The 26,289-nt window shown below is 59.0% G+C and carries 24 protein-coding genes; 13 read left to right on the top strand and 11 right to left on the bottom strand.

The genetic code is table 11. The annotated features are described in order from the left end of the window. The first annotated feature begins 132 nt into the window (after positions 1-132). A complete protein-coding gene (gene argS, locus AC6I8P_RS08240) occupies positions 133-1,863 on the top strand; it encodes an arginine--tRNA ligase (RefSeq protein ID WP_031280190.1) in 1,731 nt (576 codons plus the stop codon). Positions 1,864-1,913: 50 nt separating this feature from the next. Here argS and flhE read toward each other — a convergent pair whose 3' ends face one another. From flhE to flhB, 3 genes are read right to left on the bottom strand one after another with little or no spacing between them, the layout of a single operon-like run. Further along, entirely contained in the window at positions 1,914-2,321 is a 408-nt protein-coding gene (gene flhE / locus AC6I8P_RS08235) for a flagellar protein FlhE (protein WP_498031111.1), read from the bottom strand. Beyond that, positions 2,321-4,408, bottom strand: a complete 2,088-nt coding sequence (gene flhA, locus AC6I8P_RS08230; RefSeq protein WP_498031110.1) for a flagellar biosynthesis protein FlhA — start codon at positions 4,406-4,408, stop codon at positions 2,321-2,323. The genes flhE and flhA overlap by 1 nt, the downstream gene beginning before the upstream one ends. Continuing rightward, complete coding sequence (flhB, locus tag AC6I8P_RS08225; RefSeq protein ID WP_498031109.1) at positions 4,401-5,552, bottom strand: flagellar biosynthesis protein FlhB; 1,152 nt, start codon at positions 5,550-5,552, stop codon at positions 4,401-4,403. Before flhB ends, flhA begins: the two co-directional genes overlap by 8 nt. 641 nt (positions 5,553-6,193) lie before the next feature. Between flhB and AC6I8P_RS08220 the strand changes: the two genes are divergently transcribed. From AC6I8P_RS08220 to AC6I8P_RS08185, 8 genes are all read left to right on the top strand, one after another. Beyond that, complete coding sequence (locus AC6I8P_RS08220) at positions 6,194-6,685, top strand: hypothetical protein (protein ID WP_021509952.1); 492 nt, start codon at positions 6,194-6,196, stop codon at positions 6,683-6,685. 85 nt (positions 6,686-6,770) lie between these two features. Further along, a complete protein-coding gene (gene icmH, locus AC6I8P_RS08215; RefSeq protein ID WP_058774571.1) occupies positions 6,771-7,982 on the top strand; it encodes a type IVB secretion system protein IcmH/DotU in 1,212 nt (403 codons plus the stop codon). Further along, the gene (tssM, locus tag AC6I8P_RS08210; protein WP_058780676.1) at positions 7,982-10,096 is read left to right on the top strand and encodes a type VI secretion system membrane subunit TssM; all 2,115 of its coding nucleotides are present in this window, start codon (positions 7,982-7,984) and stop codon (positions 10,094-10,096) included. The genes icmH and tssM overlap by 1 nt, the downstream gene beginning before the upstream one ends. A gap of 13 nt (positions 10,097-10,109) precedes the next feature. Further along, positions 10,110-10,808, top strand: a complete 699-nt coding sequence (gene tagF / locus AC6I8P_RS08205) for a type VI secretion system-associated protein TagF (protein WP_058771215.1) — start codon at positions 10,110-10,112, stop codon at positions 10,806-10,808. 33 nt (positions 10,809-10,841) lie between these two features. Beyond that, positions 10,842-11,972 (top strand): type VI secretion system-associated FHA domain protein TagH, encoded by a 1,131-nt coding sequence (gene tagH / locus AC6I8P_RS08200; protein ID WP_262264731.1) that lies wholly within the window; start codon positions 10,842-10,844, stop codon positions 11,970-11,972. After that, positions 11,969-12,745, top strand: coding sequence for a PP2C family protein-serine/threonine phosphatase (locus AC6I8P_RS08195; protein ID WP_498031108.1), 777 nt, complete (start codon positions 11,969-11,971; stop codon positions 12,743-12,745). The genes tagH and AC6I8P_RS08195 overlap by 4 nt, the downstream gene beginning before the upstream one ends. Before the next feature lie 14 nt (positions 12,746-12,759). Next, on the top strand, positions 12,760-13,704 hold the full coding sequence (locus AC6I8P_RS08190) for a hypothetical protein (RefSeq protein WP_498031107.1): 945 nt from the start codon (positions 12,760-12,762) through the stop codon (positions 13,702-13,704). Between the two features lie 66 nt (positions 13,705-13,770). Then, positions 13,771-15,186, top strand: a complete 1,416-nt coding sequence (locus tag AC6I8P_RS08185; RefSeq protein WP_498031106.1) for a serine/threonine protein kinase — start codon at positions 13,771-13,773, stop codon at positions 15,184-15,186. Positions 15,187-15,188: 2 nt separating this feature from the next. On the opposite strand, the gene AC6I8P_RS08180 is transcribed toward AC6I8P_RS08185, so the two are convergent. Beyond that, positions 15,189-15,860: a gamma-glutamylcyclotransferase gene (locus AC6I8P_RS08180; protein ID WP_215800911.1), complete on the bottom strand. Its 672-nt coding sequence runs from the start codon at positions 15,858-15,860 to the stop codon at positions 15,189-15,191. A gap of 238 nt (positions 15,861-16,098) precedes the next feature. Beyond that, the gene (gene chaB / locus AC6I8P_RS08175) at positions 16,099-16,329 is read right to left on the bottom strand and encodes a putative cation transport regulator ChaB (protein WP_021313035.1); all 231 of its coding nucleotides are present in this window, start codon (positions 16,327-16,329) and stop codon (positions 16,099-16,101) included. Positions 16,330-16,698: 369 nt separating this feature from the next. Here chaB and chaA point away from each other — a divergent pair, with 369 nt between their 5' ends. Next, the gene (gene chaA, locus AC6I8P_RS08170) at positions 16,699-17,790 is read left to right on the top strand and encodes a sodium-potassium/proton antiporter ChaA (RefSeq protein WP_021508693.1); all 1,092 of its coding nucleotides are present in this window, start codon (positions 16,699-16,701) and stop codon (positions 17,788-17,790) included. Positions 17,791-18,043: 253 nt separating this feature from the next. Here the strand turns inward: chaA and kdsA are convergent, their stop codons facing one another. The 6 genes from kdsA to hemA are packed head-to-tail and all read right to left on the bottom strand — an operon-like array spanning position 18,044 to position 23,350. Beyond that, positions 18,044-18,898 (bottom strand): 3-deoxy-8-phosphooctulonate synthase, encoded by an 855-nt coding sequence (kdsA, locus tag AC6I8P_RS08165; protein ID WP_021509944.1) that lies wholly within the window; start codon positions 18,896-18,898, stop codon positions 18,044-18,046. Positions 18,899-18,925: 27 nt separating this feature from the next. Beyond that, positions 18,926-19,735 carry an invasion regulator SirB1 gene (gene sirB1 / locus AC6I8P_RS08160; protein ID WP_498031105.1) on the bottom strand — a complete coding sequence of 270 codons (810 nt, stop codon included), beginning with the start codon at positions 19,733-19,735 and terminating at the stop codon, positions 18,926-18,928. After that, the gene (locus AC6I8P_RS08155; RefSeq protein WP_498031104.1) at positions 19,732-20,130 is read right to left on the bottom strand and encodes a SirB2 family protein; all 399 of its coding nucleotides are present in this window, start codon (positions 20,128-20,130) and stop codon (positions 19,732-19,734) included. The genes sirB1 and AC6I8P_RS08155 overlap by 4 nt, the downstream gene beginning before the upstream one ends. Positions 20,131-20,139: 9 nt before the next feature. Continuing rightward, positions 20,140-20,970, bottom strand: a complete 831-nt coding sequence (prmC, locus tag AC6I8P_RS08150; protein WP_498031103.1) for a peptide chain release factor N(5)-glutamine methyltransferase — start codon at positions 20,968-20,970, stop codon at positions 20,140-20,142. Continuing rightward, positions 20,970-22,052: a peptide chain release factor 1 gene (prfA, locus tag AC6I8P_RS08145; RefSeq protein ID WP_215787708.1), complete on the bottom strand. Its 1,083-nt coding sequence runs from the start codon at positions 22,050-22,052 to the stop codon at positions 20,970-20,972. The genes prmC and prfA overlap by 1 nt, the downstream gene beginning before the upstream one ends. A gap of 41 nt (positions 22,053-22,093) precedes the next feature. Next, entirely contained in the window at positions 22,094-23,350 is a 1,257-nt protein-coding gene (gene hemA, locus AC6I8P_RS08140) for a glutamyl-tRNA reductase (protein ID WP_021509939.1), read from the bottom strand. Positions 23,351-23,566: 216 nt separating this feature from the next. Between hemA and lolB the strand changes: the two genes are divergently transcribed. The 3 genes from lolB to prs all read left to right on the top strand — a co-directional run bounded on the left by lolB (position 23,567) and on the right by prs (position 26,132). After that, positions 23,567-24,193 (top strand): lipoprotein insertase outer membrane protein LolB, encoded by a 627-nt coding sequence (gene lolB / locus AC6I8P_RS08135; RefSeq protein WP_021509937.1) that lies wholly within the window; start codon positions 23,567-23,569, stop codon positions 24,191-24,193. Next, positions 24,190-25,047, top strand: a complete 858-nt coding sequence (gene ispE, locus AC6I8P_RS08130) for a 4-(cytidine 5'-diphospho)-2-C-methyl-D-erythritol kinase (RefSeq protein ID WP_132462350.1) — start codon at positions 24,190-24,192, stop codon at positions 25,045-25,047. The genes lolB and ispE overlap by 4 nt, the downstream gene beginning before the upstream one ends. Before the next feature lie 137 nt (positions 25,048-25,184). After that, positions 25,185-26,132 carry a ribose-phosphate diphosphokinase gene (gene prs / locus AC6I8P_RS08125; protein WP_006118899.1) on the top strand — a complete coding sequence of 316 codons (948 nt, stop codon included), beginning with the start codon at positions 25,185-25,187 and terminating at the stop codon, positions 26,130-26,132. Positions 26,133-26,289 lie beyond the last annotated feature (157 nt).

Below are 26,289 nucleotides of genomic sequence, written 5' to 3'. Positions count from 1 at the left end.
ACCGATTGCTGACGCACCCCAACATTTCACGTATACTTCTCCTCTTATTTTTTCCGTCCCGACACGCACGCGGGATGACGACATCGGCTCGCCCTCAGCTGGCGGGCCTTTTCAGCATATGAAGGTAACGCGGTGAATATTCAGGCTCTTCTTTCCGATAAAGTCAGTCAGGCGATGGTGGCGGCAGGCGCACCGGCCGATTGCGAACCGCAGGTTCGTCAGTCTGCAAAAGTGCAGTTCGGCGATTACCAGGCGAACGGTATCATGGCCGTGGCGAAAAAGCTCGGTCAGGTGCCGCGCCAGCTGGCTGAGCAGGTAGTTCAGCATCTGGATCTGGCTGGCATCGCCAGCAAAGTCGACATCGCCGGTCCCGGCTTTATCAACATCTTCCTCGACCGCCAGTGGCTGGCACAGCAGGCCGCGCAGGCGCTGCAGCTGCCACGCCTGGGCGTCAGCGAAGTGACACCTCAGACTATCGTGATTGACTACTCGGCGCCCAACGTGGCGAAAGAGATGCATGTCGGTCACGTGCGATCCACCATCATCGGTGATGCCGCGGTACGCACCCAGGAGTTCCTCGGCCATCACGTCATCCGCGCTAATCACGTCGGTGACTGGGGTACACAGTTTGGCATGCTGATCGCCTATCTGGAGAAGCAGCAGAACGAGCATCATGAAGATATCGCGCTGGCTGATCTGGAAGCCTTCTACCGCGAAGCGAAACGCACCTATGACGAAGACGAAGCCTTCGCCGAGCGCGCCCGCGGTTACGTGGTGAAACTGCAGGGTGGCGACGAATATTGCCGCGCCATGTGGAAGAAGCTGGTGGATATCACCATGAGTCAGAACCAGCAGGTGTATGACCGCCTTAACGTCACCCTGACGCGTAAGGATGTGATGGGTGAAAGCCTGTATAACGACATGCTGCCGGGCATCGTCGCCGATCTGCGCGAAAAAGGGCTGGCGGTGACCAGCGAAGGCGCCACCGTGGTCTTCCTTGATGAGTTTAAAAACAAGGAAGGTGAACCGATGGGCGTGATCATCCAGAAGAAGGATGGCGGCTATCTCTACACCACCACCGATATCGCCTGCGCCAAATATCGCTATGAAACGCTGCATGCCGATCGCGTGCTGTACTACATCGATTCCCGCCAGCATCAGCATCTGCAGCAGGCGTGGACCATCGTGCGCAAAGCGGGCTATGTGCCGGAGTCAGTGCCGCTGGAGCACCATGCGTTCGGCATGATGCTGGGCAAAGATGGCCGTCCGTTTAAGACGCGCAGCGGTGGCACCATTAAACTCTCCGATCTGCTGGATGAAGCCGTTGAGCGCGCCCATGCGCTGGTCAGCGAGAAGAATCCGGAGATGAGCGCGGCAGAGCTGAAAGAGCTGGCGGAAGTGGTCGGCATCGGCGCGGTGAAATACGCCGACCTGTCGAAAAGCCGCACCACCGATTACATCTTCGACTGGGACAACATGCTGGCGTTTGAAGGCAACACCGCGCCGTACATGCAGTATGCCTACACGCGTGTGCTCTCGGTATTCCGTAAAGCGGGCATTGAGGCAGACAGCCTGCACGGTGATATCATCCTGACTGACGAGCGCGAAGCGCTGCTGGCGACCCGTCTGCTGCAGTTTGAAGAGACCATCACCCAGGTCGCGCGCGACGGCACGCCGCACGTGATGTGTGCTTATCTGTACGATCTGGCCGGTCTGTTCTCGGGCTTCTATGAGCACTGCCCGATTCTCTCCGCCGAAGAGGAAAACGTACGCAACAGCCGTCTGCAACTGGCTGCGCTAACGGCGAAAACCCTGAAGCAGGGGCTGGATACGCTGGGCATCAAAACCGTCGAGCGAATGTAAGCCTAAAAAAACCCGCTGCGGCGGGTTTTTTATTGGCTATTGGCTATTTGCTATTGGTAATTGACCATCACTTCACTGCTCACCACCCGCAGGCCGGGCGGCAACGCGCCCTGCCCCTGAAATCCGAAAGCCAGATGCAGCGTTTCATCGGCTGCCACGTTGGCGAGGCCGCGCGTGCTGCCACTGGCGCCGTCCAGCTCCACGCAGCGCTTACTGGCGCACAGCCGCACCACCAGACCGGATGGCGCCGGTCGGCTCAGCGTGTAGCGCCAGTTCACCAGCGAAATAGTCCCTGCAGCCGCCGAGGGCGCTTTAAGCGCCGGCGACAGCAGCCAGTTGCCGCGCACGCCGAGGCTCGGGCCGCTGGCGCTGGCCTGCCAAGCACCGCTGGCGGCTTTGCCCGTTAGCGGCAGCGCCAGCAGCGTCGCCAGCAGCCATGAGAGCGTCACGCCGCGCATTATTTGCCGCCTATGGTAGCAGTCATGCGGATCTGCCGGTTATCGGTCAGCTCCATATTGGACAGCACCACCAGCTGAGGCAGGTTGCGGCGCAGGAAGCGCGCCAGCAGCGCCCGCAGCGGATGGTTAACCAGCAGCACCGGCGGCGCACCGGTCATCTCCTGCTGCTGCAGCGCGGCCTGCGCCTGCATCAGCAGCCGATCGGCAAGACCCGGTTCCAGACCGCCACCGCCCTGCAGCGCCTGCAGCAGCAGACGTTCCAGTGTGGCATCCAGTCCAATCACCTGCACTTCGCCGTTGCCCGGGAACCACTGCTGGGTAATCGCACGGCCCAGCGCGACGCGTACCACGCTGGTCAGTTCCTGCGGATCGTTCTGCACCGGCGCATGTTCGGCCAGCGTTTCGATAATGGTGCGCATGTCGCGGATCGAGACGCGCTCGGTCAGCAGATTTTGCAGCACTTTGTGCAGCGTGGTCAGGGTAATGACGCCCGGCACCAGATCTTCCGTCAGCTTTGGCATCTCCTGGGTGACGCGGTCCAGCAGCTGCTGCGCTTCCTGACGCCCAAACAGCTCGCTGGCGTACTGGCCGATCAGGTGATTAAGGTGGGTAGCCACCACGGTACTGGCTTCCACTACGGTGTAGCCCTGAATCTGTGCCTGCTCTTTCAGCGCGCTGTCGATCCAGATGGCCGCGAGGCCAAACGCCGGGTCAACCGTCGCTTCACCCGGCAGCGTGCCCGCCGCCGTGCCCGGGTTAATCGCCATCCAGCGTCCCGGATAAGCATCGCCGCTGCCAATCTCCACGCCCTTCATCAGGATGCGATAGCGCGCCGGCGGCAGCTCCATGTTGTCACGAATGTGCACCACCGGTGGCAGGAAGCCAACCTCCTGCGCCACCTTTTTACGGATACTGCGGATACGCCCGAGCAGCTCGCCGTTTTGCAGATGATCGACCATCGGAATCAGACGATAGCCCACTTCCATGCCGAGCGAATCTTCCAGCTGGACGTCGGTCCACGAGGCTTCGACCGTGGCCGGCGTCTCCTGCGTTTTCACCACGCTGGAGGCATCACTTTGCTTCTTCGGCTGCATTTCGCGGCCGCGCAGCCACCAGGCCAGGCCGAGCAGCGCCGCGGTGAACAGCAGGAACACAAAGTTCGGCATGCCGGGCACCAGACCCAGCAGGCCAATCACGCCGGCGCTCAGCATCAGCACGCGCGGATTGTTAAACAGCTGGCCCACCATCTGTTCGCCGACATCCTGATCGGTGCTGACGCGGGTAACGATGACACCGGCAGCGGTAGAGATCACCAGCGCCGGGATCTGCGCTACCAGGCCGTCACCGATGGTCAGCAGCGTATAGGTTTCCCCGGCGTGGCCGAGATCCATACCGTGCTGCACCACGCCCACCAGCAGGCCGCCGATCACGTTGATCACCATGATCAGGATGCCGGCGATGGCGTCGCCGCGCACAAACTTACTGGCACCGTCCATTGAGCCGTAGAAGTCCGCTTCCTGGGTCACCTCGGTGCGCCGGCGTTTGGCTTCGTCTTCACCAATCAGGCCGGCGTTCAAATCGGCATCGATCGCCATCTGCTTGCCGGGCATACCATCCAGCACGAAACGCGCGCCCACTTCGGCGATACGTCCGGCACCTTTGGTGATGACCATGAAGTTGATGATCACGAGGATGATGAACACCACGATACCAATGGCGAAATTACCGCCGACGAGGAAGTGACCAAAGGCTTCAACCACGCGCCCGGCGGCATCAGCACCCGTATGCCCTTCCAGCAGGATGATACGCGTTGAGGCGACGTTCAGCGCCAGACGCAGCAGCGTTGAGAACAGCAAAATGGTCGGGAAGGCAGCGAATTCCAGCGTGCGCTGGGTGAACATCGCCACCAGCAGCACCATGATGGACAGCGCAATGTTGAAGGTAAACAGCAGGTCAAGGATGAACGCCGGCAGCGGCAATACCATCATCGACAGGATCAGCATGATCAGCACCGGACCAGCCAGCACCTGCCATTGCGTGTCTTTAAAATTGCCCGGTAAACGCAGCTTTTCGGCCAGATTAGCCATGGTTGGTGTTCTCTCCTGCAAAGTACATCTCTGCCGGGACCGGCAGATGTTTTGGTTTGTTTGGAATCAGGCCGCCTTCGCGCTTCCAGCGTCGCAGCTGCCAGACCCACGCCAGCACTTCTGCCACGGCGGCATAGAGCGCGCCGGGAATAAACTGGCCAATTTCCGTATGACGATAGAGCGCACGCGCCAGCGGCGGCGCTTCCAGAATCGGTACGCGGTGCTCTTTTGCTATTTCACGAATGCGCAGGGCAATGTCACCGGCGCCTTTGGCAATCACTTTTGGCGCACTCATCTTGCCTTCCTGATACTGCAGCGCCACCGAGTAGTGCGTCGGGTTAGTCACGATGACGTCCGCCTTCGGCACGTCGGCCATCATGCGGCGGCGGGCAGCGGCACGCATCGCCTGGCGGATACGCCCTTTAACGTGCGGGTCGCCTTCGTTCTGCTTGTGTTCATCGCGAATTTCCTGGCGCGTCATGCGCAGCTTTTTGAAGTAGCTGTAGAGCTGCCAGAACACGTCAAAGCCAACCATCGGGATCAGTCCCAGCATCACCAGCGCACAACTGATGGCGGTCATCGACAGGCCATGCTGCAGCGCATTCACCGGCGATTCGCTCATCAGGCGCAGCATCTCCTGCCAGTGACTCCACAGATACCAGCCAGCCACCAGCGCCACCAGCACCGCTTTGAGAATTGCCTTCACCAGTTCCGCCCACGTCTGACCGGAAAACATGCGCGCAATGCCCGGTAACGGGTTGAGCTTTTTGAAATCGAATTTGATGGATTTTCCGCTGATGTTGATTCCGCCCAGAATCATCGGCGCGGCGATGGCAACGATCACCAGCCCGGCCATCAGCGGTAGCAGCGCGATCACCGCCTGCATCACCAGGTTGCCGATGTGCGAGACGATAATTTTATCGTCGTTGACCATGCCGTGGTCAAAGCGGAAGCCGGTGGCCACCATGCTGGCCAGCCGTTGCGCCATATTGTGGCCGCCCAGCCAGATGATCAGCAGCCCGGCCAGCAGCATCAGTACCGAAGTCAGCTCGCGCGAACGCGGAATCTGCCCCTCCTGCCGTGCTTTCTCAAGTCGGTGGGGGGTGGGCGATTCTGTTTTGTCCTCGTTGCTCTCTTCAGCCACGACATACCTCAGCTGGCAGGAATTCTGAGCATAGGATGCCAAAACCCTTCGGGTCTAAAGCGCGGATTAAGCGAGAAAAAGATGGGTTTATTTAGCCATAAGTGAAATCAGGCCCTGCGCTAACCTGGTGCGGGCCAATCACCAGCGCACGGTTCCGCGACCTTTGCTGCTCATTACGGATTAAGTGGCGCTGCCAAGCAAAAGCCGTGCCGGACTGGCTGGGTTAATGACACGGCTGCGCCCGGAAATTCCGAAAATCATAAAATTGTTTCGCCGCGCAATCTTTTTTTATCTGAAAAAATAGATAAATCTTATTTACCAATTCACCTAAGCACCATCAGGGGGCAAATGTCGCGCCGCACGCCAGCCGCGCTTGCTTACGCAAATAAATTAATGCAGCTTATCTATCGTCCCCGCCAGAACGATCGTGGGGTGCCTTTAAGGCGTTTTTTCGCCCGGTAGCACGGGATTTGCCGCGGTGCAATGGTTTGAATTCTCAAAAGTCTTAGGTAGACTTAAGTCAGCACTATCTTTCTGTAATTTGACTGTTTTTTAGTGGCCTTCTCACTGCATAATCTGCCCGCCCGCTAAGTGCGTGCCGGATACAACTCTGCAGCGATACTGATGAAAATTTGAGGATCATGGTGAATAAGAGTCTCTTGCTAACGCTGCTGGCGGCTTTAACGCTGGCGGGATGTAAAGCGCCTCCACCGCCCGTGACGGATGACACCCTGGTCACCAGCGAAGTGAACGGCGTAAAACTGGTTCATCGTCATGCAGTGGCAGCACCCGGTGAATTTACCCCGGTGAATGAGAGCTTTCGCGCGCTGTATGCCGCCTCTGTGATGACCCTGCCGGATTACGGCGGCAAAGTGGTGCGTTATCTGGATAACGCCCAAACCTTTGAGGTGCTGGGTCGCGTCGAGCACAACTGGCTGGCGATTGCAGAAGAACCCAGCGGTCAGCTGATTGGCTACGTGCCCCCCAAAGCTGGCGTGGAGAGCAGCCGCTATGATGCCACGCTGCGCAGCGACCGGCCGCGTCCCCGTCGTACTAAACAGGTCTGCGTGGCCGTGGGCGGCGCCAGTAAAGCATGCCGCACCAATGATACCGCGACCTGGATCTTAGACTGATGATGCAATCCGGCGCATATTGCCCGCAGCACACCGCTGCTTTGCGGGCTAACCGTTCCGTTATTGCCAGGATAATCGAGATTTAATGACTCAGGACTCCCTTGCCCGCGATGGCATTGTCGCGGGCAACGATAACCTTTTGCTGAATGCCGCAGCACCGATTCTGAATGCCGTCGTGCGTATACGGCAGGCGGCGACGCACGACGATCCCGCCGGCCTGCGTCAGCTGCTGATTGAAGAGATCCGCCAGTTCGAGCAACGCTGTAAACAGGCGGGTTTGCCGTTTGAGATGATCATCGGCGCACGCTACTGCCTGTGTAGCGTGCTGGACGAAGCGGCGGCGCAAACTCCCTGGGGCACGCGCGGCGTCTGGTCCGGCAACGGCATGCTGGTGACCTTTCATAACGAAAGCTGGGGCGGCGAAAAAGTGTTCCAGCTGCTGTCACGCGTGTCGCAAAGCCCGCAGCAGCATTTATGGCTGCTGGAAGTGATTCACTACTGCCTGCTGCTTGGCTACGAAGGGCGCTATCGCGGCAGCGACAGCGGACGCGCGCAGTGTGAAGGCATCCGTAAACGGCTGGCGCAGCTGATTGCGGAAACCCGCCCGGCACCACCACCGCGCGCGCCGCTGGTGGAAGTGCATCCGCTGGTCAGCACCCTGACGCGGCCGATGGTACCACTGTGGGCCTGCGTCACGCTGGCTACGCTGATTGCCTGTCTAATCTACAGCGGGCTCAACTGGCGGCTGGGCAATGCGGCCGAACCGCTGCTGCGCGCCATCTATCAAACCCCGCTGCCACAAATCATGCCGGGCCGCCGCCCCACCTCACCGCAGGCGCTGCTCGATCTGCATCAGCGTCTTAACGACGTGATTGCCGCAGGCCAGCTGGAAGTGAGCGACGGTGCCTTTGGCAGTAAAGTGATCATCCCTGCGGACAAGCTGTTTGCGCCGGACGGTACCGTAGTGAACCAGGTTGGCCGCGCGCTGCTGGCGCACGTGGCCAGCGCGATGAAGACGGTAAAAGGCACGGTGCTGGTATCGGTCTATACCGATAATCGTCCGGTGGATGGCCGTTTCGCCTCCAGCTATGAATTCTCCTTCGCCCGTGCCCGTGCCGTTACGCAACTGCTGAATACGCAGCTGGCGGACGGTCACAGCGTTAAAGCCGAAGGCCGTGGCGACAGCAATCCGCTCTTACCCAATGACAGCAATGAAAACCGCGCCCGCAATCGCCGGGTGGAGATCACCCTGTTTGCGGCACCGGAAACCCTCGGCAACCATCAGGGAGGCCAGTGATGCGCGCATCACTCCAACATCTGTTAACCCATCGCCTGCTGTGGGGCCTGATTGGCGTCACGGCGCTGAGCTGCGTGCTGTGGATGCTCGGTCCGCTGTGGAGCTGGGGAGATACCCGTCCACTGGAGCCGGTATTCCCGCGCCAGCTGGCGGTCGGCCTGCTCTATTTCTGCTGGGTGCTGTTCCAGTTTATTCCCGCCATCTGGCGCGGCTGGTTTAACAGCAAGCTGCTCAATCGCCTGCAGGAGATGAGTCACGAAGAAGCGTCCGATCGCCAGGCGACCGAGACGCTGCTGACCCAGCGCTTCAGTGAAGCGGCGCTGCGGCTGAAACGCACTCAGTTTGGTCGCCGGCATCAGAAAAGCTGGCTGGCGCGTTTTCAGAGTCACTATCTGTATCAGCTGCCGTGGTACGTGATGATAGGCGCGCCCGGCGCCGGTAAAACCACCGCGCTGCTGAATGCTGGCCTGGAGTTTCCGTTAACTGACAGCCTCGGCAAAGAGGCGGTACGCGGCGTCGGCGGCACGCGTCACTGCGACTGGTGGTTCACCGACAGTGCAGTCTTAATCGACACCGCGGGCCGTTACGCACTGCAGGAGAGCCAGCGCGCGCGCGACGGTGCCGAGTGGCATAACTTCATTAAATTGCTAAAGCGCTACCGCACGCGCCAGCCGATCAACGGCGTGATCATGACCATCAGCGTGGCTGACCTGCTGACCGATTCTGCCGAGGCACGTCACGCCCAGGCCAGCGCGCTGCGCAGCCGCATGGTTGAGCTGCATCAGCAAACCGGCATTCATTTCCCGGTGTATGTGATGGTCACCAAAACCGACCTGCTGAAAGGGTTTATGAGCTTTTACGGCAACCTGAGTAAGCCGCAGCGCGATGCCATCTGGGGCTTCACCTTCCCGTGGGAACCGGGCAAGCCGCATAAAGATGACTGGCACCGCAGCTTTAGCGAGCGCTTTCAGCATCTGGAGCAGCGTCTGCAGCAACAGCTGGCCGACGTGATGGCCGGCGAGCGCGATCTCACCCAGCGCGCCGACAGCTTCCTGTTCCCGCAGGAGTTCAGTTCGCTGCGTCCTTTACTTAACGAATATCTCGACGTGGTGTTTTCCCGCCATCAGGATGAGATTGCCTGGTCGGCGCGCGGCCTGTTCTTCACCAGCGGTACCCAGGAAGGCCTGCCGTTTGACCGCATCATGGGCGAACTCAACCGCAAGCTACAGCTGCCACACACCGGCGAGTCGAGCCTTGCCGCATGGGACAGCGTTAACCGCAGCAATCCGATTCCGGGTACCAAAGGCCAGAGCTTCTTTATTCGCGACCTGTTAAGCGACCTGGTGTTCCGCGAAAGCGGCCTCGCCGGCAGCAACCGTCACTGGGAGTATCGTAACCGGCTGCTGCACTGGATCGGTTACGGCGCGCTCACCGGCGCGCTGGTGCTGCTCTCCGGTTTGTGGCTCACCAGCTACGTGCAGAATCAGCGTTATCTCGATCAGGTCGCGGCGCGTATCGGGCCGATTACCGCGCAAAGTCAGCAGGTTATTCATCAGCCAGCCGATAATATTTTTGATCTGCTACCCTTCTTAAATAACCTGGTGAAACTGCCGCTGTCGGCGCATTTTTCTCTCGACAATCCACCGCTTACCATGCGCGCTGGACTGTATCGCGGTAACCAGGTGAGCGATGCCGCATGGGTGCTTTATCAAAATGCGCTTAAGTCTTTACTGCTGCCGCGCGTGGCCCAGCAAATTACCAACCTGCTGCGTGACGATCCCGGCACCGACAATGACTACAGCCGCAATGCGCTGCGCGCTTATCAGATGCTGTATCAGCCGCGTAACTATGACGGCGAATTTCTGCGCGGCTGGCTGATGCAAAATCTGCAGCGCACGCTGCCGGACAATGTCAGCGCGCGCGATCTGCAGCAGCTTGACTGGCACCTTAGCCAGCTGCTCGATCAGCAGATTCAGTCGTCGCCTTATGCGCGCGACAATGCGCTGATGATGCGTAAGCTTGCGGAAAATCTGAAAAATGCCGGTCAGAATGGCCGTATGCTGGCGGTTGCGCCACACACCGTATCGCAGCGATTGACCGGACACAGTGAGTAATGGTGAGGTAACCATGGCGAGTTACACCGCGCCGGGCTGGTATGGCAAATTACCGGCCACCGGTGATTTTCTGCGCCAGCGGCTCAGTGAAGCCACGGTGACGCCGTGGAGCCACTGGTTTCAACAAGGCTTAATCCACTGGCATCAGCAGGAAGAGGCCAGCACGCAACAGTTTTTACGCGCGCCGGTATGGAATTTTGTCCTGCCGCTATCGCCGCTGCGCCAGCAGGTGCAGCTGGGCTGTCTGCTGCCCTCGTGCGATCGCGTCGGCCGTGCGTGGCCGCTGCTGGCGCTGCACAGCATTCCGCTCAGCGCGTGGCATGCTTCACAGCTGGCGATCTCCGGCGACTGGTATCAGGAACTTGGCGCGCTGCTGTGGCAGGCGGTGCGCGATCGCCACAGCCCGGACGCGCTGGAGACGCAGATTCAGCAGCTGGCTCCGCTGCTGCTGCCGGATAAGCAGCGCAGCGACATCATGGATGTGATTGGTTTTGACGATTTGCCCTGCACCCTGAGCTGGCGTGAAGTGGCCGACCGTTTTGATCCCCAACAGCACATTAGCTACTGGTGGAGTAATCGCAGTGACGGCTTTGCCCACGCCACGCATAAACACAGTGGCCCGCTCACCGCGCAACTTTTTTCGTTATTGTTTAACCCGGCGGCGGGTGCCCAGCCGGGACGTAATGGCCTCTATCCACCGATGTTTGAGTAGGCCAGTGCGCTTGCCTTGTTAACGGGATGACTCATGCAATTTACCATTGTGCAGTGCAATACGGATGTGCCCGCCAAAACCGTCGCGTTTAGCCCGCCCGGCGGGACCATCGGCCGCAGCCAGGATAACGACCTGGTGCTGCCCGATGAATCGCGCGCTATCTCGCGCCTGCAGGCGCTGGTGCACCTGTCGCCAGACGGCGAGTGCCGCCTGACCAATCAGGGCAGCGTCACTTCAGTGGTGCTGAACGGCGTGGCGCTGCAGCGCGGCTCGCAGGTGCGGCTGCGCCACGGCGATACGCTGCAGATTGGCGAATATGGCCTGGAAGTGCGCGACCCGGCGTGTCAGAACGCACCGCAGGATGATCCGCTGGCGTTTTTTGCTGACAGCGCCGCCGATCCGCTGGGTATGCAGCAGGACGAAAGCGTGCCGGAACCGGAAGTCCTGCCGCAGAGTGACAGTCCGCGTCACGAACGCCGCCCGGACGCGCGCCTGGCGATCGATCCACAAAGCGATGCGCCCGTGATGCCAGCCGTGCTGGCAGGCGCCGATCAGGACAAACTGATCGCCGCGCTGCTGGAAGGCATGGGCCTGAATAATGGTCACCAGACGCCAATCACCGAAGAGCAGATGCGCGTCACTGGTCGCATGCTCAGCCTGTTTTCGCAGGGTACGGTGGCCCTGCTCTCTTCGCGCTCCATCCTCAAGCGCGGCGTGAAAGCCGACATGACGATGATCCTTAACGAAGCCAATAACCCGTTTAAAATTCTGCCTTCCGGCAAAACCGTGCTGATGCAGATGTACCAGAGCCAGATGCCTGGCTTTATGCCACCGGAAGCAGCGGTGCGCGATGCGCTGGTGGATTTACAGGCGCATCAGTTGGGGATGATTGCCGGCATTCGCGCCATCATTGCCGCGATGCTGCAGTCGTTTAATCCGCAGCGTCTGGAAGAGGAAGCGCGCAAAGACGGCGTGCTGCCTAAGATGCCGTTCAGCGGCGGACGTAAAGCGGCGCTGTGGGACTATTTTCTCCGTCACTATCAGCGCACCGCGGGCGAGATTGAAGATGACTTCCACACCCTGTTTGGTGAAGCCTTTCTGCATGCCTACGACATGGAAGTGAATCAGTACAAAGATTCCCAGACGCGGACCGAAGACGCATGAAGATGAAGTTTGCCAGCCGCTGCCAGCAGGGTATGCGTGACGAAAACCAGGATCGCACCGGTGCCGAAGTCGATGAACACAAAGCCTGTTTTCTGGTATGCGACGGCGTGGCCGGTCTGCCCGGCGGCGATTATGCGGCCCAGCTGGTGCGCGATACCCTGCTGACGCAGCTGCAGCAAAACGACACGTTCACGCCGGAGAGTACACGCGCGGCAATTGAAAAGTGTCAGCAAACGCTGGTCAGCGCCCAGGGGAACAATCCGAATTTTTCGCGCATGAGCACCACCCTTGCCGCCCTGTTTATTGACCGCACAACGCAGCGCGCATGGTGGGCGCACGCTGGTGATAGCCGGGTTTATCACTTCCGCCACGGGGTGCTGCATCAGGTGACGCGTGACCACAGTCTGGCGCAGCATCTGCGTGAAGCCGGCTATGAAAATACCGGCATTAACAGTAATTTACTTTATAATGCGCTGGGTATTGAGCCGGCCCGACCGGCCACCTTCAGCGAGGTGATTGAGCTGACCGATGGTGACGCATTTCTGGTCTGTACCGACGGTTTCTGGCTCAACCTCACCACCGACGAAATGGAACAGGCACTGCGCATGGTAAACGCCTGCGAAGAGTGGCTGGCATTGATGGAACAGGCCGTAAACCGCAGTGTTAAAAGCGACAATCTCAGCGCTCTGGCAATCTGGATTGGCGAACCGCAGGACGCGACGCTGCTTTATTCCCAGGCTGATGCGGCACGTTTTCTGCCGTCACGTTATTGATTGCAAGGATCATTATGAAACTGTGGTTGCCGGGCATTGCCGCCCTGTTACTGGCCCTGAATGCGCAGGCGGAAGATTACCGGGTGGTCTACTCGCCCAGCCTGTCGCTGGAAGTCTATATCGATAACGTTGCCAGTAATGCGCCCGACGACTGGTGTAAAGAGACGCTGCCGCTGCGCATCGTGTCCGGTAAAAGCAGCGACACCAGCATTCTTACCAGCTTCCTGCCGCGCGTCGGTACGCTGCTGGCGAACCAGTGCGGCCTGCTGGATGAGATCCCCTGGCAGATGACCAGCAAAGAGGGCAGCGTGCTGGCTAACGGCAGCGCGGCAAAACTGCAGAACTGGCGGCCGATCATCCTCAACGACGCAACCGCCAGCGCCAATACCGCGGCGCCGCTGGATTTATCGCGTCCGGCCGACAGCACGCCGCTGCAGCACTTCGCCCTGCCCGGCGGCTGCCATTTCCGTACCTGGTGGGATGAAAACGGCGGTTCGCTGTTTATCCCTGAGAACCCGCAGCAGCATTGCTCAACCGAGGGCTGGCTGGAAGGTCCGGCGGCAATGACGCTGCTGAGTGACGGCAAAACGCGCAGCCAGACGGTAACCTTCCTGCAGGGTTATCCCATCGCCGATCTTACGCTGACCCGCACGCCGCTGGAGGTGGTAGCGGTGAACAAACAGCGCATGATTGTCACGCGGCCCGATGCCAGTGATAGCTGGCTGGTGCTGCCGTTTGATGCTCAGCAGCACGTCTGGCGTTTCAGCGGCACGCTGCTGATTAAAATGGATAAAAACACCGGCACGGATAGCGAAGCGGTGAAATCGCGGGTTGATAGCTTACGCGGCATCTGGTCGCCGCAGTTTATGCCACAGCAAAAAGTGACTGTGTTACTGATTGACACCCTGCACGCCGATCTGGCCGATCCGGCAATTGGTGCCTGGCGTAACATTAATTAATTAGCGGTTGTTGCCCGCCGTCACCGGCGTGACGGGGCGCTACAGGACGTGTTCAGAGAGCTCACTATGTCGGCAAACGAAAATCATACCCCCAATGCCCTGCCTGCGGGCTACCGGTTTAACGAGTTTGAAATCAAGGAAGTGATCGGCGGCGGCGGCTTTGGCATTGTCTATCGCGCCTGGGATCATCAGCTGGAACGCACCATCGCCATCAAAGAGTACATGCCGGTGTCACTGGCGGTACGCGGTGCGGATCTGGCGCTGGAACTGCGCGGCGAGCGCTTCCAGAAACTGTTTAATGCCGGACGCAACAGCTTTATTCAGGAGGCACGGTTGCTGGCGCGCTTCAATCATCCCGGTCTGCTGCACGTCCTGCGCTTCTGGGAAGAGAACGGCACGGCTTACATGGGCACGCTCTACTACAGCGGCATGACGCTGAAAGAGTGGCAGCTCACCAGCCCGGACAGCATTGACGAAGCGTGGATTCGCCGTCTGTTACCGCCGCTGTTTGGTGCCATCAACACCATTCACACCGCCGGTTACCTGCATCGTGATATTTCGCTCGATAACATTCAGATTCAGGAAAACCAGCTGCCGGTGCTGCTCGACTTTGGCTCGGCGCGCAAAGAGATTGGCAACCTGTCAGATGAAACCGAGATCATGCTCAAGCCGGGCTTCGCGCCAATTGAGCAGTACAGCGAAGAGGGAGAAGTCGAACAGGGACCGTGGACCGATATTTACGCGCTGGGCGCGGTGCTGCATACGCTGATCACCGGCCACGCGCCGCCGGTCAGCGTGGTGCGCTGCATTGAAGATAACTACCAGCCGCTGGTGGAGCGCAAGCCTGAGGGGTATTCGCTGCCGCTGCTGCACGCGATCGACTGCGCGCTGGCGATGAAGCCGGAAGACCGGCCACAGAGTATTGATGCTTTTGCCCGGCTGATCGATCTGCCGGTGAGCGATGTCGAAGCGCTGGTGACGACCTTCCCGGTGACCGCGGAGAGCCAGCCCGTGCCGGAGCCGGTAGCGGCCGTGCCGGAACCGCAGGTAATGGCGGTTAATCATGCCGCCGCCGCGATTGAACCGGTGACGCCGCGCAATGTGCGCCGTTTGTCGCCTGCCCTGCTCGCTGCCGCTGCCGTGGCGTTGCTTGCCGTGGTGGTCGTAGTGTGGAAAGCCAATCGCCCGAGCGACGCACCGCCGGTGGCGGCCAGCAGCGCCCCGGCGGCGACGTCCTCAGCGGGCAGCGCGCCCGCCAGCAGCGCGCCAACCATGGCGACGGTTTATCTGCAGTTGCAGGCAGGGGAAAATATCGTGCTGAACGGCGAAGCGAAGGATGTGAAACCCGCCAGCAGCGGTTTCGCCTCGCTGAATCTGGCGGCAGGCAGCTATCGTATTGAAGTGCATCACGGCAGCCAGGTGCGCAGCCAGATGCTGACGATTAACCAGCCGGGTACCTGGCTGATTAATCCGGGTAATTGAGGTTAGCCGCGCGCGGCGCTCTGCTGCAGCGCGCGCACTTCGGCCGCAAGGCGCGTTAACGCCTCTTCCTGCATGCCGCGTTTGCCCAGTTCCTGTTCCAGCGAAAACAGATACTGCGCGTTGCTGCCGAGCGGACCGCTAGCCTGAGCGATCAGCGGAGCAATGGTGCTGCGGCAGGAGTCGGCTTCATACAGCGGATGACGCGGATCCATGATAAACACCAGCGCCGTAACCGTGCGGCCATCCTCCAGCGTCAGTTCACACCAGGTGGGCAGATAGCAGCCGGTGATCATTTCCCGTTTCCACAGCAGCTCAAGCTCTTCATGCAGGCGCGCTTCCGGCAGGCGAAACGCCAGACCGCTGGTAGAACCGCCCTCTTTCAGCGCCAGCATCCGTCCCGGTGTGGCAACGGTGCCGCGTCCGGCGGTCAGCCGCAGGCAAAAAGCACGATGCCAGCCCTCAAGCCGTCCGGTCGCCACCTCTTCCGCTTCAAAGACCGGGTTCCACATCAGGGAACCGTAGCCGAAGATCCACACCGGGCTTTGATCGGGACGACAGGCAAGCGTGGCGCAGAGCGACGCGGCGCGCTTCTCACAGCTCCACAGCAGCGCTTCGTCAATATCACCAAATGAAGTTTTGCAATCCGCTTTTAGTAAGAATTCCCGGGTTAACACTGCGATCTCCTCTACTGCGCTGACCTTCCTGTCGTTATGGCTCCCTGAATCTGCGATTTTACAGGCGGCGCCTGCGGCGTCGACTTAAGACAAGACAGTAATGCATTTGCCATAAACGTTTCAAGATTGACCCCGATCACAAAGGGGAAATTATCTGTAAATAGCATCGGCTGCCTGGCAGGATTCTTGAACGAAGCGCGGAGAAGTGTGAAGCGGGCCGCAGTGGCCCGCGCGGGAGCTAGTGTTTAGGATGCCACTTGTCGTCCTCGCCTTTGGCGTACTCTTTTTTGACCGCCGCCCAGGCGACTTTGTGTGCCACCTGCTCGCGCGATTCATCACCGCGACGATCGTCTTCATCTTTATACTGATCCCAGGCGCTGTTAAACGCCTTTTGGTAGATGGTTTGCGCATGGCCCGGCAGCACGTGGCGCACGCTGTCCGGCAGTTCCCGGTTCGATGAATAAGGCATAATTCCTCCTGTTTCAGGTTCCATGTATAAGTCTGGAAGAGAACGGCAAAAACGCAAACCTGCTATTTCATACTTCTGCCAGCAAAAAAGGCGGGTAGTGAGGATAAGGCCAGATAATTCAGTTCTGTTCTTCCTCGTTTCACGCAGGATAGATGAGAAACACGCACTATTAACCTGCTGATGAACAGGGTTAATTCGCTGATTAACGCGAATTTCTCTTCGTTCAGAGAAAAATGACAAAAAGTAAAAACGCGTAAAAAATCTGCGTGAGCAGTGGTGAAAAGTTACACTGCGCTTCGTCAGATGAGTCACTATATTTATCAGGCAGCAATTGCCTGTTTTTGTTCTTTTTGCCGAAGAGGATGGCGCATGGCTGGACATGAGAAGACCCGACACAGCGAGTATTCGCTGATTTTCCCGATTCTGGCGCTGGCGGTGCTGAGCTTTTTTGGCGGCCAGACAGCGCTTCTGCCGGTAATCGGCATCAATCTGCTGGCGCTGGTAGCGATTTTAAGCAGCGCCTTCAGCGTAGTACGTCACGCCGACGTTCTGGCGCACCGGTTAGGTGAACCCTACGGCTCGCTGATCCTCAGCCTGTCAGTGGTAATTCTGGAAGTGAGCCTGATTTCGGCGCTGATGGCGACCGGCGATGCAGCGCCCGCGCTGATGCGCGATACGCTCTACTCCATCATCATGATTGTTACCGCCGGGCTGGTGGGCTGTGCCCTGCTGCTTGGCGGGCGTAAATTTGCCACCCAGTACGTTAACCTGGCCGGCGTGAAGCAGTACATGATCGCCATTTTCCCGCTGGCGATTCTGGTGCTGGTGTTTCCCAATGCCCTGCCCGGCGGCAATTTCACTACCGCGCAGGCGCTGATCATTGCTGCGATCTCTGCGGCGATGTACGGCGTGTTCCTGCTGATTCAGACCAAAACCCACCAGAGCCTGTTTGTTTACGAGCATGAAGACGAGAGCGATGATGGCGACCCGCATCACGGTAAGCCTTCCGCGCACAGCTCGCTGTGGCACACCGCGTGGCTGATTGTGCATCTGATTGCGGTGATCAGCGTGACCAAGATGAACGCCAACTCACTGGAAATGCTGCTCACTGAAATGAACGCGCCGGAGCAGTTTACCGGTTTCCTCGTCGCGCTGCTGATTCTGTCGCCGGAAGGTCTGGGCGCAATCAAGGCGGTGCTGATGAATCAGGTGCAGCGCGCGATGAACCTGTTTTTCGGTTCGGTGCTGGCCACCATTTCATTGACGGTGCCGACGGTGACCATTATTGCCACCCTGACCGGTCAGCAGTTGATTTTCGGCCTTGAGCCGCCGCATATGGTGGTGATGAGCGCGGTGCTGATTCTGTGTCACATCTCGTTCTCCACTGGCCGCACCAACGTGCTCAACGGCGCAGCACATCTGGCCCTGTTTGCCGGCTATCTTCTGACGATTATGCTGTAACGTGGAATGAAGTGGTCGCCATAAATGGCGACCCTACAGCGCAGCGTGCGCATTCATGTGCATCAGGTGAAACGGTCGCCATAAATGGCGACCCAACAACGCTGGGCGTGCATTCATGTGCATCAGGTGAACCGGTCGCCATGAGCGGGCGACCGTACAATGTAGGGTGCGCATTTATGCGCACCTGGATAGAGATATCCTAACGGCTCAATGACGGGGATGATTGCAACGTCATCTTACTGATTAATAACAATCAGTTACTGGTATCCAGCTCCGGGAAGCTTTTAACCAGATCGTCAATCGCTTTCATCTGTGCCAGGAACGGTTCCAGCTTATCGAGCGGCAGCGCGGACGGGCCGTCGCATTTGGCGCTGTTCGGTTCCGGGTGCGCTTCGATGAACAGACCGGCGATGCCTACCGCCATGCCCGCACGCGCCAGTTCGGCAACCTGCGCACGACGACCACCGGAAGCCGCGCCAAACGGATCGCGCGTCTGCAGCGCATGGGTAACGTCAAAAATCACCGGGCTGTTGTTAGTGACTTTCTTCATCACGTTGAAACCGAGCATATCAACCACCAGGTTGTCATACCCGAAGTTGCTGCCGCGGTCGCACAGAATCACCTTGTCGTTACCACCTTCGGCAAACTTATCGACGATATTGCCCATCTGGCCCGGGCTGACGAACTGCGGCTTCTTCACGTTGATCACGGCACCGGTTTTCGCCATCGCTTCCACCAGGTCGGTCTGACGTGCCAGGAAGGCCGGCAGCTGAATCACATCCACCACGTCGGCGACCGGCTGCGCCTGCCAGCTTTCGTGCACGTCAGTGATAATTTTCACGCCGAACGCCTGCTTCAGCGCCTGGAAAATTTTCATGCCTTCGTCAAGGCCAGGGCCACGGTAAGACTTGATGGAAGAGCGGTTGGCTTTGTCAAAAGAGGCTTTGAACACATACGGAATGCCGAGCTTGTCGGTTACCTTCACGTAATGTTCGCAGATGCGCATGGCGAGATCCTGGGATTCCAGCACGTTCATGCCGCCGAAGAGAACAAATGGCAGATCGTTTGCGACCTTGATATCGCCGATACTCACTACTTTCTGTGTCATGCCCTTTCCTTAAATGTCGGGGGACGCTTAGTGCAGCGTCACCTGTTTCTGTTCAATTGCGTGGATCTGCACTTTAATCATCTCGCTAACCGGGTCTTCAGGACACTGTTCAACGAAATAGGTCAAATCGGTCAGTGCGATATGCTCGCACTCCAGCTGGGCGTAAATCAAACCGCGGTCGCGAATCTCATAGGGATCGTCCGGGTCGATTTGCAGCAGCACCTGGCTGACGTTGAGCGCCAGCTCCATCTGCTTCTCATCCATCAGCGCCGCTTTCAGCGTGTCGAGCATTTTGCGCATCACGCTGACGGTTTTCGCTTCATCGAGGTCGTCAGAGTAGAGCTTTGCCGTCGGGCTGATGTTGCCCTTCAGCCACACTTCCAGCGTATGGGTGTCGAGCGTCTCACCGTTAAACGGATTGATCAGCCACATTTCACCGTCGAGCCAGTCGGCACGCAGGATCAGCTGCGTCGGGAAAATCACCGGCATCAGCGGCAGCTCAAGCTCATCCGCAATGTGCAGCAGAATCACGCCGAGCGACACCGCCGTTCCCTGCCGGCTCTTCAGCACTTTATCGATCCACAGCGCGTCTGACAGATTGTAGACGCCGCTGGCACCGCCAAAGCCCCACTGCTGGTAAAACAGATCGAGCAGCTTCTCCAGCTGCAGATCCGCATCCTGTTCGCTACTGACATAGCGCCGCGCCTCTTCAACCAGCTCAGCCAGCTGCTGCTGGACCGAGGGCGCGGAAAAATCGTTGCGTATGGCGCAGGTTGCGCCAATCACCGCTTCACTTAACGGTGTTTCACTGTAATCAAGTTGTACTGGCGAGGTCATACTATCCCCAATAACGGCATTTTGGTCATCGCCAGTTTAATCACGAACAATAACGCGACGATGGCGACTAAACAGGCGACCCAGCGGGTCGCCATGCTGCGCGGGCGACGACTCAATGCCACGGAACCTAAGGCGATGTAGATGATAACCGCTAACAGCTTCTCCGTCAGCCAGCTTCCTTGTGGGGTAAACGGATAAAAGTGGGTAATCAGCACCAGCAGTGCACCGCTGAGCAGCAGGAATGTATCGTTGATGTGCGGCGCAATGCGTACCCAGCGGCGCTGCAGCAGGGCAGATCCGGTGGTCAGCCAGTAAAAACGCAGCAGAAACAGTGTGATGGTGATCGCGACTGTCAGCAGATGGAAATTTTTAATCAGCGGATACCAGCTGGCCATAGTGCTTCCTTAAGTAAGTTGTCCAAGCGTGACGCGCGGATTGCCGCCGTAATCCTCAACGGTGGTGACCGCCAGGAAACCGTGATGGGTCAGCAGCGCGCGTACAGCCTCGCCCTGCTGCCAGCCGTGTTCCAGCAGCAGCCAACCCTGCGGCTGCAACCAGTGCGGCGCGCGTTCAATGATTAATCGTAAATCGGCCAGCCCAGCCTCCTCCGCCACCAGCGCGCTGAGCGGCTCAAAACGCACGTCGCCCTGCTGCAGATGTTCATCGGCGGCATCAATGTAAGGCGGATTGCTGACAATCAGATCGAAACGTTGGGCGGGCAGATCGTCGAACCAGTGGCTGAGCACAAATCCGGCGTTGGTGAGGTGCAGGCGCTGGGCGTTGTCCTGCGCCAGCGCAACCGCGGCGGCGATGCGGTCGCAGCCGGTAATCTTACAATCGGGCCGCTCGCTGGCCAGCGCCAGCGCAATGGCGCCGGTGCCGGTACCGAGATCGAGCACCGCGGACGGCGTCGCGGGCAGCCGCAGCAGCGCCTGCTCCACCAGCACTTCGGTATCCGGACGCGGAATCAGCGTGGCATCACTGACGCGCAGCGGCAGCGACCAGAACTCGCGTTCGCCCACCAGATGCGCAATCGGCTCACCGCGCACGCGGCGTGCCAGTAACGTCTCCAGCTGTGCCAGTTGCGCATCATCGAGCGGGCTGTCGTCAAACGCTATCAGCCAGCTGCGCGACTTGCCGGTGACAAAACCCAGCAGAATCTCCGCGTCGCGCTTCGGGCTATCGCCTCCGCACAACGCAGCCTGCGCCTGCTGCAGCCAGCGCCGGACGTTCATCACTCCTGCCCGGCCAGTGCGGCCAGCTGGTCAGCCTGATACTCCTGCACAATCGGCTCGATCAGCGTATCCAGCTTGCCTTCCATGGTTTCGTCGAGGCGGTAGAGCGTCAGGTTGATGCGGTGATCGGTGACGCGCCCCTGCGGGAAGTTATAGGTACGGATTCGGTCGGAACGGTCGCCGCTGCCCAGCAGGTTACGCCGCGTTGAGGCTTCCGCCGCCTGGCGCTTCGCCATTTCCGCCGCGTGAATACGTGCGCCCAGCACCGCCAGCGCTTTGGCTTTGTTTTTGTGCTGCGAGCGCTCATCCTGGCACTCCACCACGATGCCGGTTGGCAGGTGGGTGATACGGATCGCCGAATCGGTGGTGTTAACGTGCTGACCACCCGCGCCGGAAGAGCGGAAGGTGTCGATTTTCAGATCGCCCGGATTGATGTCCGGCAGTTCGGCTTCCGGCAGCTCCGGCATCACCGCCACGGTACAGGCGGAAGTATGAATGCGCCCCTGCGATTCGGTTTCCGGCACGCGCTGCACGCGATGACCGCCGGATTCAAACTTCATGCGACCGTAAGCCCCGTCACCGGTGATACGCGCAATGACTTCTTTGTAGCCGCCATGCTCGCCATCGTTGGCGCTCATGATCTCCACCTGCCAGCGACGCGCTTCGGCATAACGGCTGTACATACGGAACAGATCGCCAGCGAAAATCGCCGCTTCGTCGCCGCCGGTGCCGGCGCGCACTTCGATAAAGCACGGACGTTCATCGTCGGGATCTTTCGGCAGCAGCAGCACCTGAAGCTGCTGTTCCAGCAACTCGCGCTTGTCGCGCGATAGTTTCAACTCTTCCTGCGCCATGTCGCGCATTTCCGCATCATCGAGCAGCATTTCTGCGGTCTCGACATCTTCCTGCACCTGCTGCCATTCACGGAAACAACGGGTGACGTCGCTCAGCTGGGCATATTCACGTGATAACGCGCGGAAACGGTCCTGATCGCCAATTACGCCGGCATCGCCCAGTAACGCTTCAACTTCTTCATGGCGTTCCTGCAGCGCTTCCAGCTTGGCAACAATCGAGCTCTTCATCTAATAGAGGGTATCCCAGTGATAGGTCGTGACAGACCAGATTACTCTAAACCGAGGCTGTCACGTAAGATCTGCAGGCGTTCGCTGTCGCCGTCGCGCGCGGCCTGCTGCAGTGATTTGGTTGGTGCATGAATTAAACGGTTGGTGAGCTTGTGTGCCAGCTCCTGTAAGACTTTTTCGGCATCAGCACCCTGACGCAACGCCGCCAGCGCGCGATCCTGCAGCTCGGCGCGCACGTCGTCAGCCTGCGCGCGGTATTCGCGGATGGTCTCACCGGCGCTTTGCGCGCGCAGCCAGGCCATGAATTCACCGCTCTCCTGCACCACAATGCTTTCCGCCTGCACCGCCGCCGCTTTGCGCTGCGCCATGTTCTGCTCGATGATCGCCTGCAGATCATCCACGCTGTACAGATAGGCGTTAGCCAGCTTGCCCACTTCCGGCTCAACATCGCGCGGCACGGCGATATCCACCAGCAGCATAGGCTGGTTGCGGCGCGCCTTCAGCGCCCGTTCCACCATGCCTTTGCCAATAATCGGCAGCGGACTGGCGGTGGAGGAGATAATGATATCGGCATCGGCCAGGCGGGTTTCGATATCGGCAAGGCCAATCACTTCGGCGCCGACTTCGTCCGCCAGCAGCTGTGCGCGTTCGCGCGTGCGGTTGGCGATCATCAGTTTGCGCACGCTGTGTTCGCGCAGGTGACGCGCCACCAGTTCGATGGTTTCACCGGCACCGACCAGCAGCACGTTAACGCTGCTGAGTGATTCGAAAATCTGACGGGCTAAGGAGCAGGCAGCGAAGGCGACCGACACCGCGCTGGCGCCGATTTCGGTTTCGGTGCGCACGCGCTTGGCTACCGAGAAGGTTTTCTGGAACATGCGTTCCAGCTCGCTGCTCAGCGCATGGTCGCGCGAGGAGTCAGCATGGGCTTTTTTGACCTGACCGAGAATCTGTGGCTCGCCCAGCACCAACGAGTCGAGTCCGCTGGCCACGCGCATCAGGTGGCTGACCGCCGCGTTGTCCTGATGCCAGTACAGGCTGTTGCGCACGTCCTCTTCACGTAAGTCGTGATACTCGCACAACCAGCGCACCAGCTGCTCCTGCAGATCGGTCTGCTGCTCTACGCTGAGGTAGAGTTCCGTCCGGTTACAGGTAGAAAGCACCACCCCGCTCTGCACCATCGGCTGAGACAGCAAGCTGTTCAGCGCCTGGTCCAGCGTGTCTGGCGTGAACGAAACACGTTCGCGCAGCGCAACAGGTGCGGTTTTGTGGTTGATTCCGAGAGCAAGCAGCGTCATGGTGATTCGGGTTGGGAAGTCCCAATAATTGTCAGGTTTTGTGCTGCGCATTCTACAAGATGCAACAGATCAAGAAAAGCCATACAAAGCCTATGACTGTAATAAGATTAAACTGATCGTGCGCAATTATCCTGACATCGCCATTGACGGCACAGAGACGGATGGTTAGCGTTACCGGTTACGACGTAAAAACGTGTCTGAGGAGACGACCACGTGATGCATTTGCCCCCGCGCCAGCTGTTGCGCCTTTTGCCCCTTGCCAGCGTGTTGCTGGCTGCCTGTAGCATCAACAAACCCCAGCAAGGTCCCGGTCCCAGCACGACATCGCCGCAGTGGCAGCAACACCAGCAGGCGGTAGCGAAAATTACCCAGTACCAGACGCGCGGCGCGTTTGCCTATCTGTCGGATAAGCAGAAGGTTTATGCCCGTTTTAACTGGCAGCAAACTGCTGCAGACCGTTACCGTCTGCTGCTGACTAACCCGCTCGGCAGCACAGAACTGCAGCTCGACGCGCAGGGTTCGGTGGTGCAGATTGTCGATAACAAAGGCAAACGCTACGTCAGCAACGACGCGGAGAAGATGATTTCCCAGCTCACCGGCATGGATATTCCGCTGGCGAATTTGCGTCAGTGGATGATGGGGCTGCCAGGCGACGCCAGCGACTATCAGCTGAACAACAATTATCAGCTGCAAAGCCTGACCTACAGCCGCAACGGCCAGCAGTGGAAGGTGAATATCAGCGATTACGACAGCAAGGTGAACCCGCCGCTGCCGGCCAACCTCGAACTGACCGAAGGCGGTCAGCGCATCAAACTGCGCATGGATAGCTGGACCACACAATGATCACCACCTGGCCCGCGCCGGCAAAGCTCAACCTGTTTCTCTACATTACCGGCCGTCGTGCAGACGGCTACCACAATTTGCAGACGCTGTTTCAGTTTCTCGACGTTGGCGACACCCTGGAGATTACCCCGGATAACAGCGGCAGTATCACCCTGCTGACGCCGCTCGACGGCGTGGCCGATGAAGACAACCTGATCGTGCGGGCGGCGCTGGCGCTGCGCGCTGCAGCGGCGGACAAAGGCACGCTGCCGCCGCAGGCCGGTGCCCGGATCGCGCTGCAGAAGCGCCTGCCGATGGGCGGTGGTCTGGGCGGTGGTTCGTCTGATGCGGCGACGGTGCTGGTGGCGCTGAACCATTTGTGGCGCACCCAGCTCAGCGTGGATGAGCTGGCTACGCTTGGCGTGCGTCTCGGTGCCGATGTACCGGTATTCGTGCGCGGCCACGCGGCGTTTGCCGAAGGGGTCGGCGAGCAATTGCAGCCTGCGTTTCCGGCGGAAAAATGGTATCTGGTGGCGCATCCTGGCGTCAGCATCGCCACCCCGGATCTGTTTCGCGATCCTGAACTGACGCGCGATTCACCAATACGCACATTAGATGAACTGTTGCAGCGTCCTTTTCACAATGATTGTGAAGCGGTAGCAAGAAAACGTTTTCGTGAGGTTGATGCGCTGCTTTCCTGGCTGCTAGAATACGCGCCGTCGCGCCTGACAGGGACCGGCGCTTGTGTGTTTGCTGAATTTGACACCGAGTCCGCTGCTCGTCAGGTGCTGGAGCTTGCCCCGAAATGGATGTGCGGATTTGTGGCGCGTGGGCTTAATCTCTCGCCGTTACAGCGCACCCTTTCCGGGCTCTAAGCGTAAACGTGACAGTGTCACCCTGTTCCAGATACTGCACGTGACGCATTAACACACCCGTATGAACAGGCTCAAATGTATTCGCCGGTTATTTTTGAGCGGTTCATTCTCTGGACGCCAAGCCTGAGGTTCTTCTCGTGCCTGATATGAAGCTATTTGCTGGTAACGCCACCCCGGAACTAGCACAACGTATTGCCAACCGCCTTTACACCAGCCTCGGAGACGCCGCTGTCGGCCGTTTCAGCGATGGCGAAGTAAGTGTACAGATTAATGAAAATGTACGCGGTGGTGATATTTTCATCATCCAGTCCACCTGTGCCCCCACCAATGATAACTTGATGGAGCTGGTTGTGATGGTCGACGCACTGCGTCGGGCTTCTGCTGGTCGTATTACTGCTGTAATCCCTTACTTTGGCTATGCCCGTCAGGACCGCCGCGTGCGTTCTGCCCGCGTGCCAATTACCGCCAAAGTTGTGGCTGATTTCCTCTCCAGCGTCGGCGTGGACCGTGTACTGACGGTTGACCTGCACGCTGAACAGATCCAGGGCTTTTTTGATGTCCCGGTGGATAACGTGTTCGGTAGCCCGATTCTGCTGGAAGATATGCTGCAGATTGGTCTGGAAAACCCAATTGTGGTTTCGCCGGACATCGGTGGCGTAGTGCGCGCTCGCGCTATCGCCAAACTGCTCAACGACACCGACATGGCCATCATCGACAAACGTCGCCCGCGTGCGAACGTGTCGCAGGTGATGCACATCATCGGTGACGTTGCCGGTCGTGACTGCGTACTGGTCGACGATATGATCGACACCGGCGGTACGCTGTGCAAAGCGGCTGAAGCACTGAAAGAGCGCGGCGCGAAACGCGTGTTCGCTTACGCCACCCACCCAATCTTCTCTGGCAACGCGGTGGAAAATCTGCGCAAATCAGTGATTGATCAGGTGATTGTTTGCGACACTATTCCGCTGTCGGAAGAGATGAAGTCGCTGCCAAATGTGCGTACGCTGACGCTGTCTGGCATGCTGGCCGAAGCCATTCGTCGTATCAGCAACGAAGAATCGATTTCGGCGATGTTCGAACATTAATTGTTCGCGAAAAACCGGGCGCCCTGCCCGGTTTTTTATTGCCTGTGGGCGGAGTAACATCCCGATAAAGCCGCTTCCGCCGCCACTATTTGCGCGATAAATGGCCTCAAAATCCACCAATCTCCCCGCCTTCCACTCTTTTTATCAGACAAGCGCA

Source organism: gamma proteobacterium symbiont of Lampromicra miyakona, from assembly GCF_059730895.1.
The sequence above is the reverse complement of the archived record's forward strand: the minus strand, read 5'-3'. Positions and strand labels throughout refer to the sequence as shown.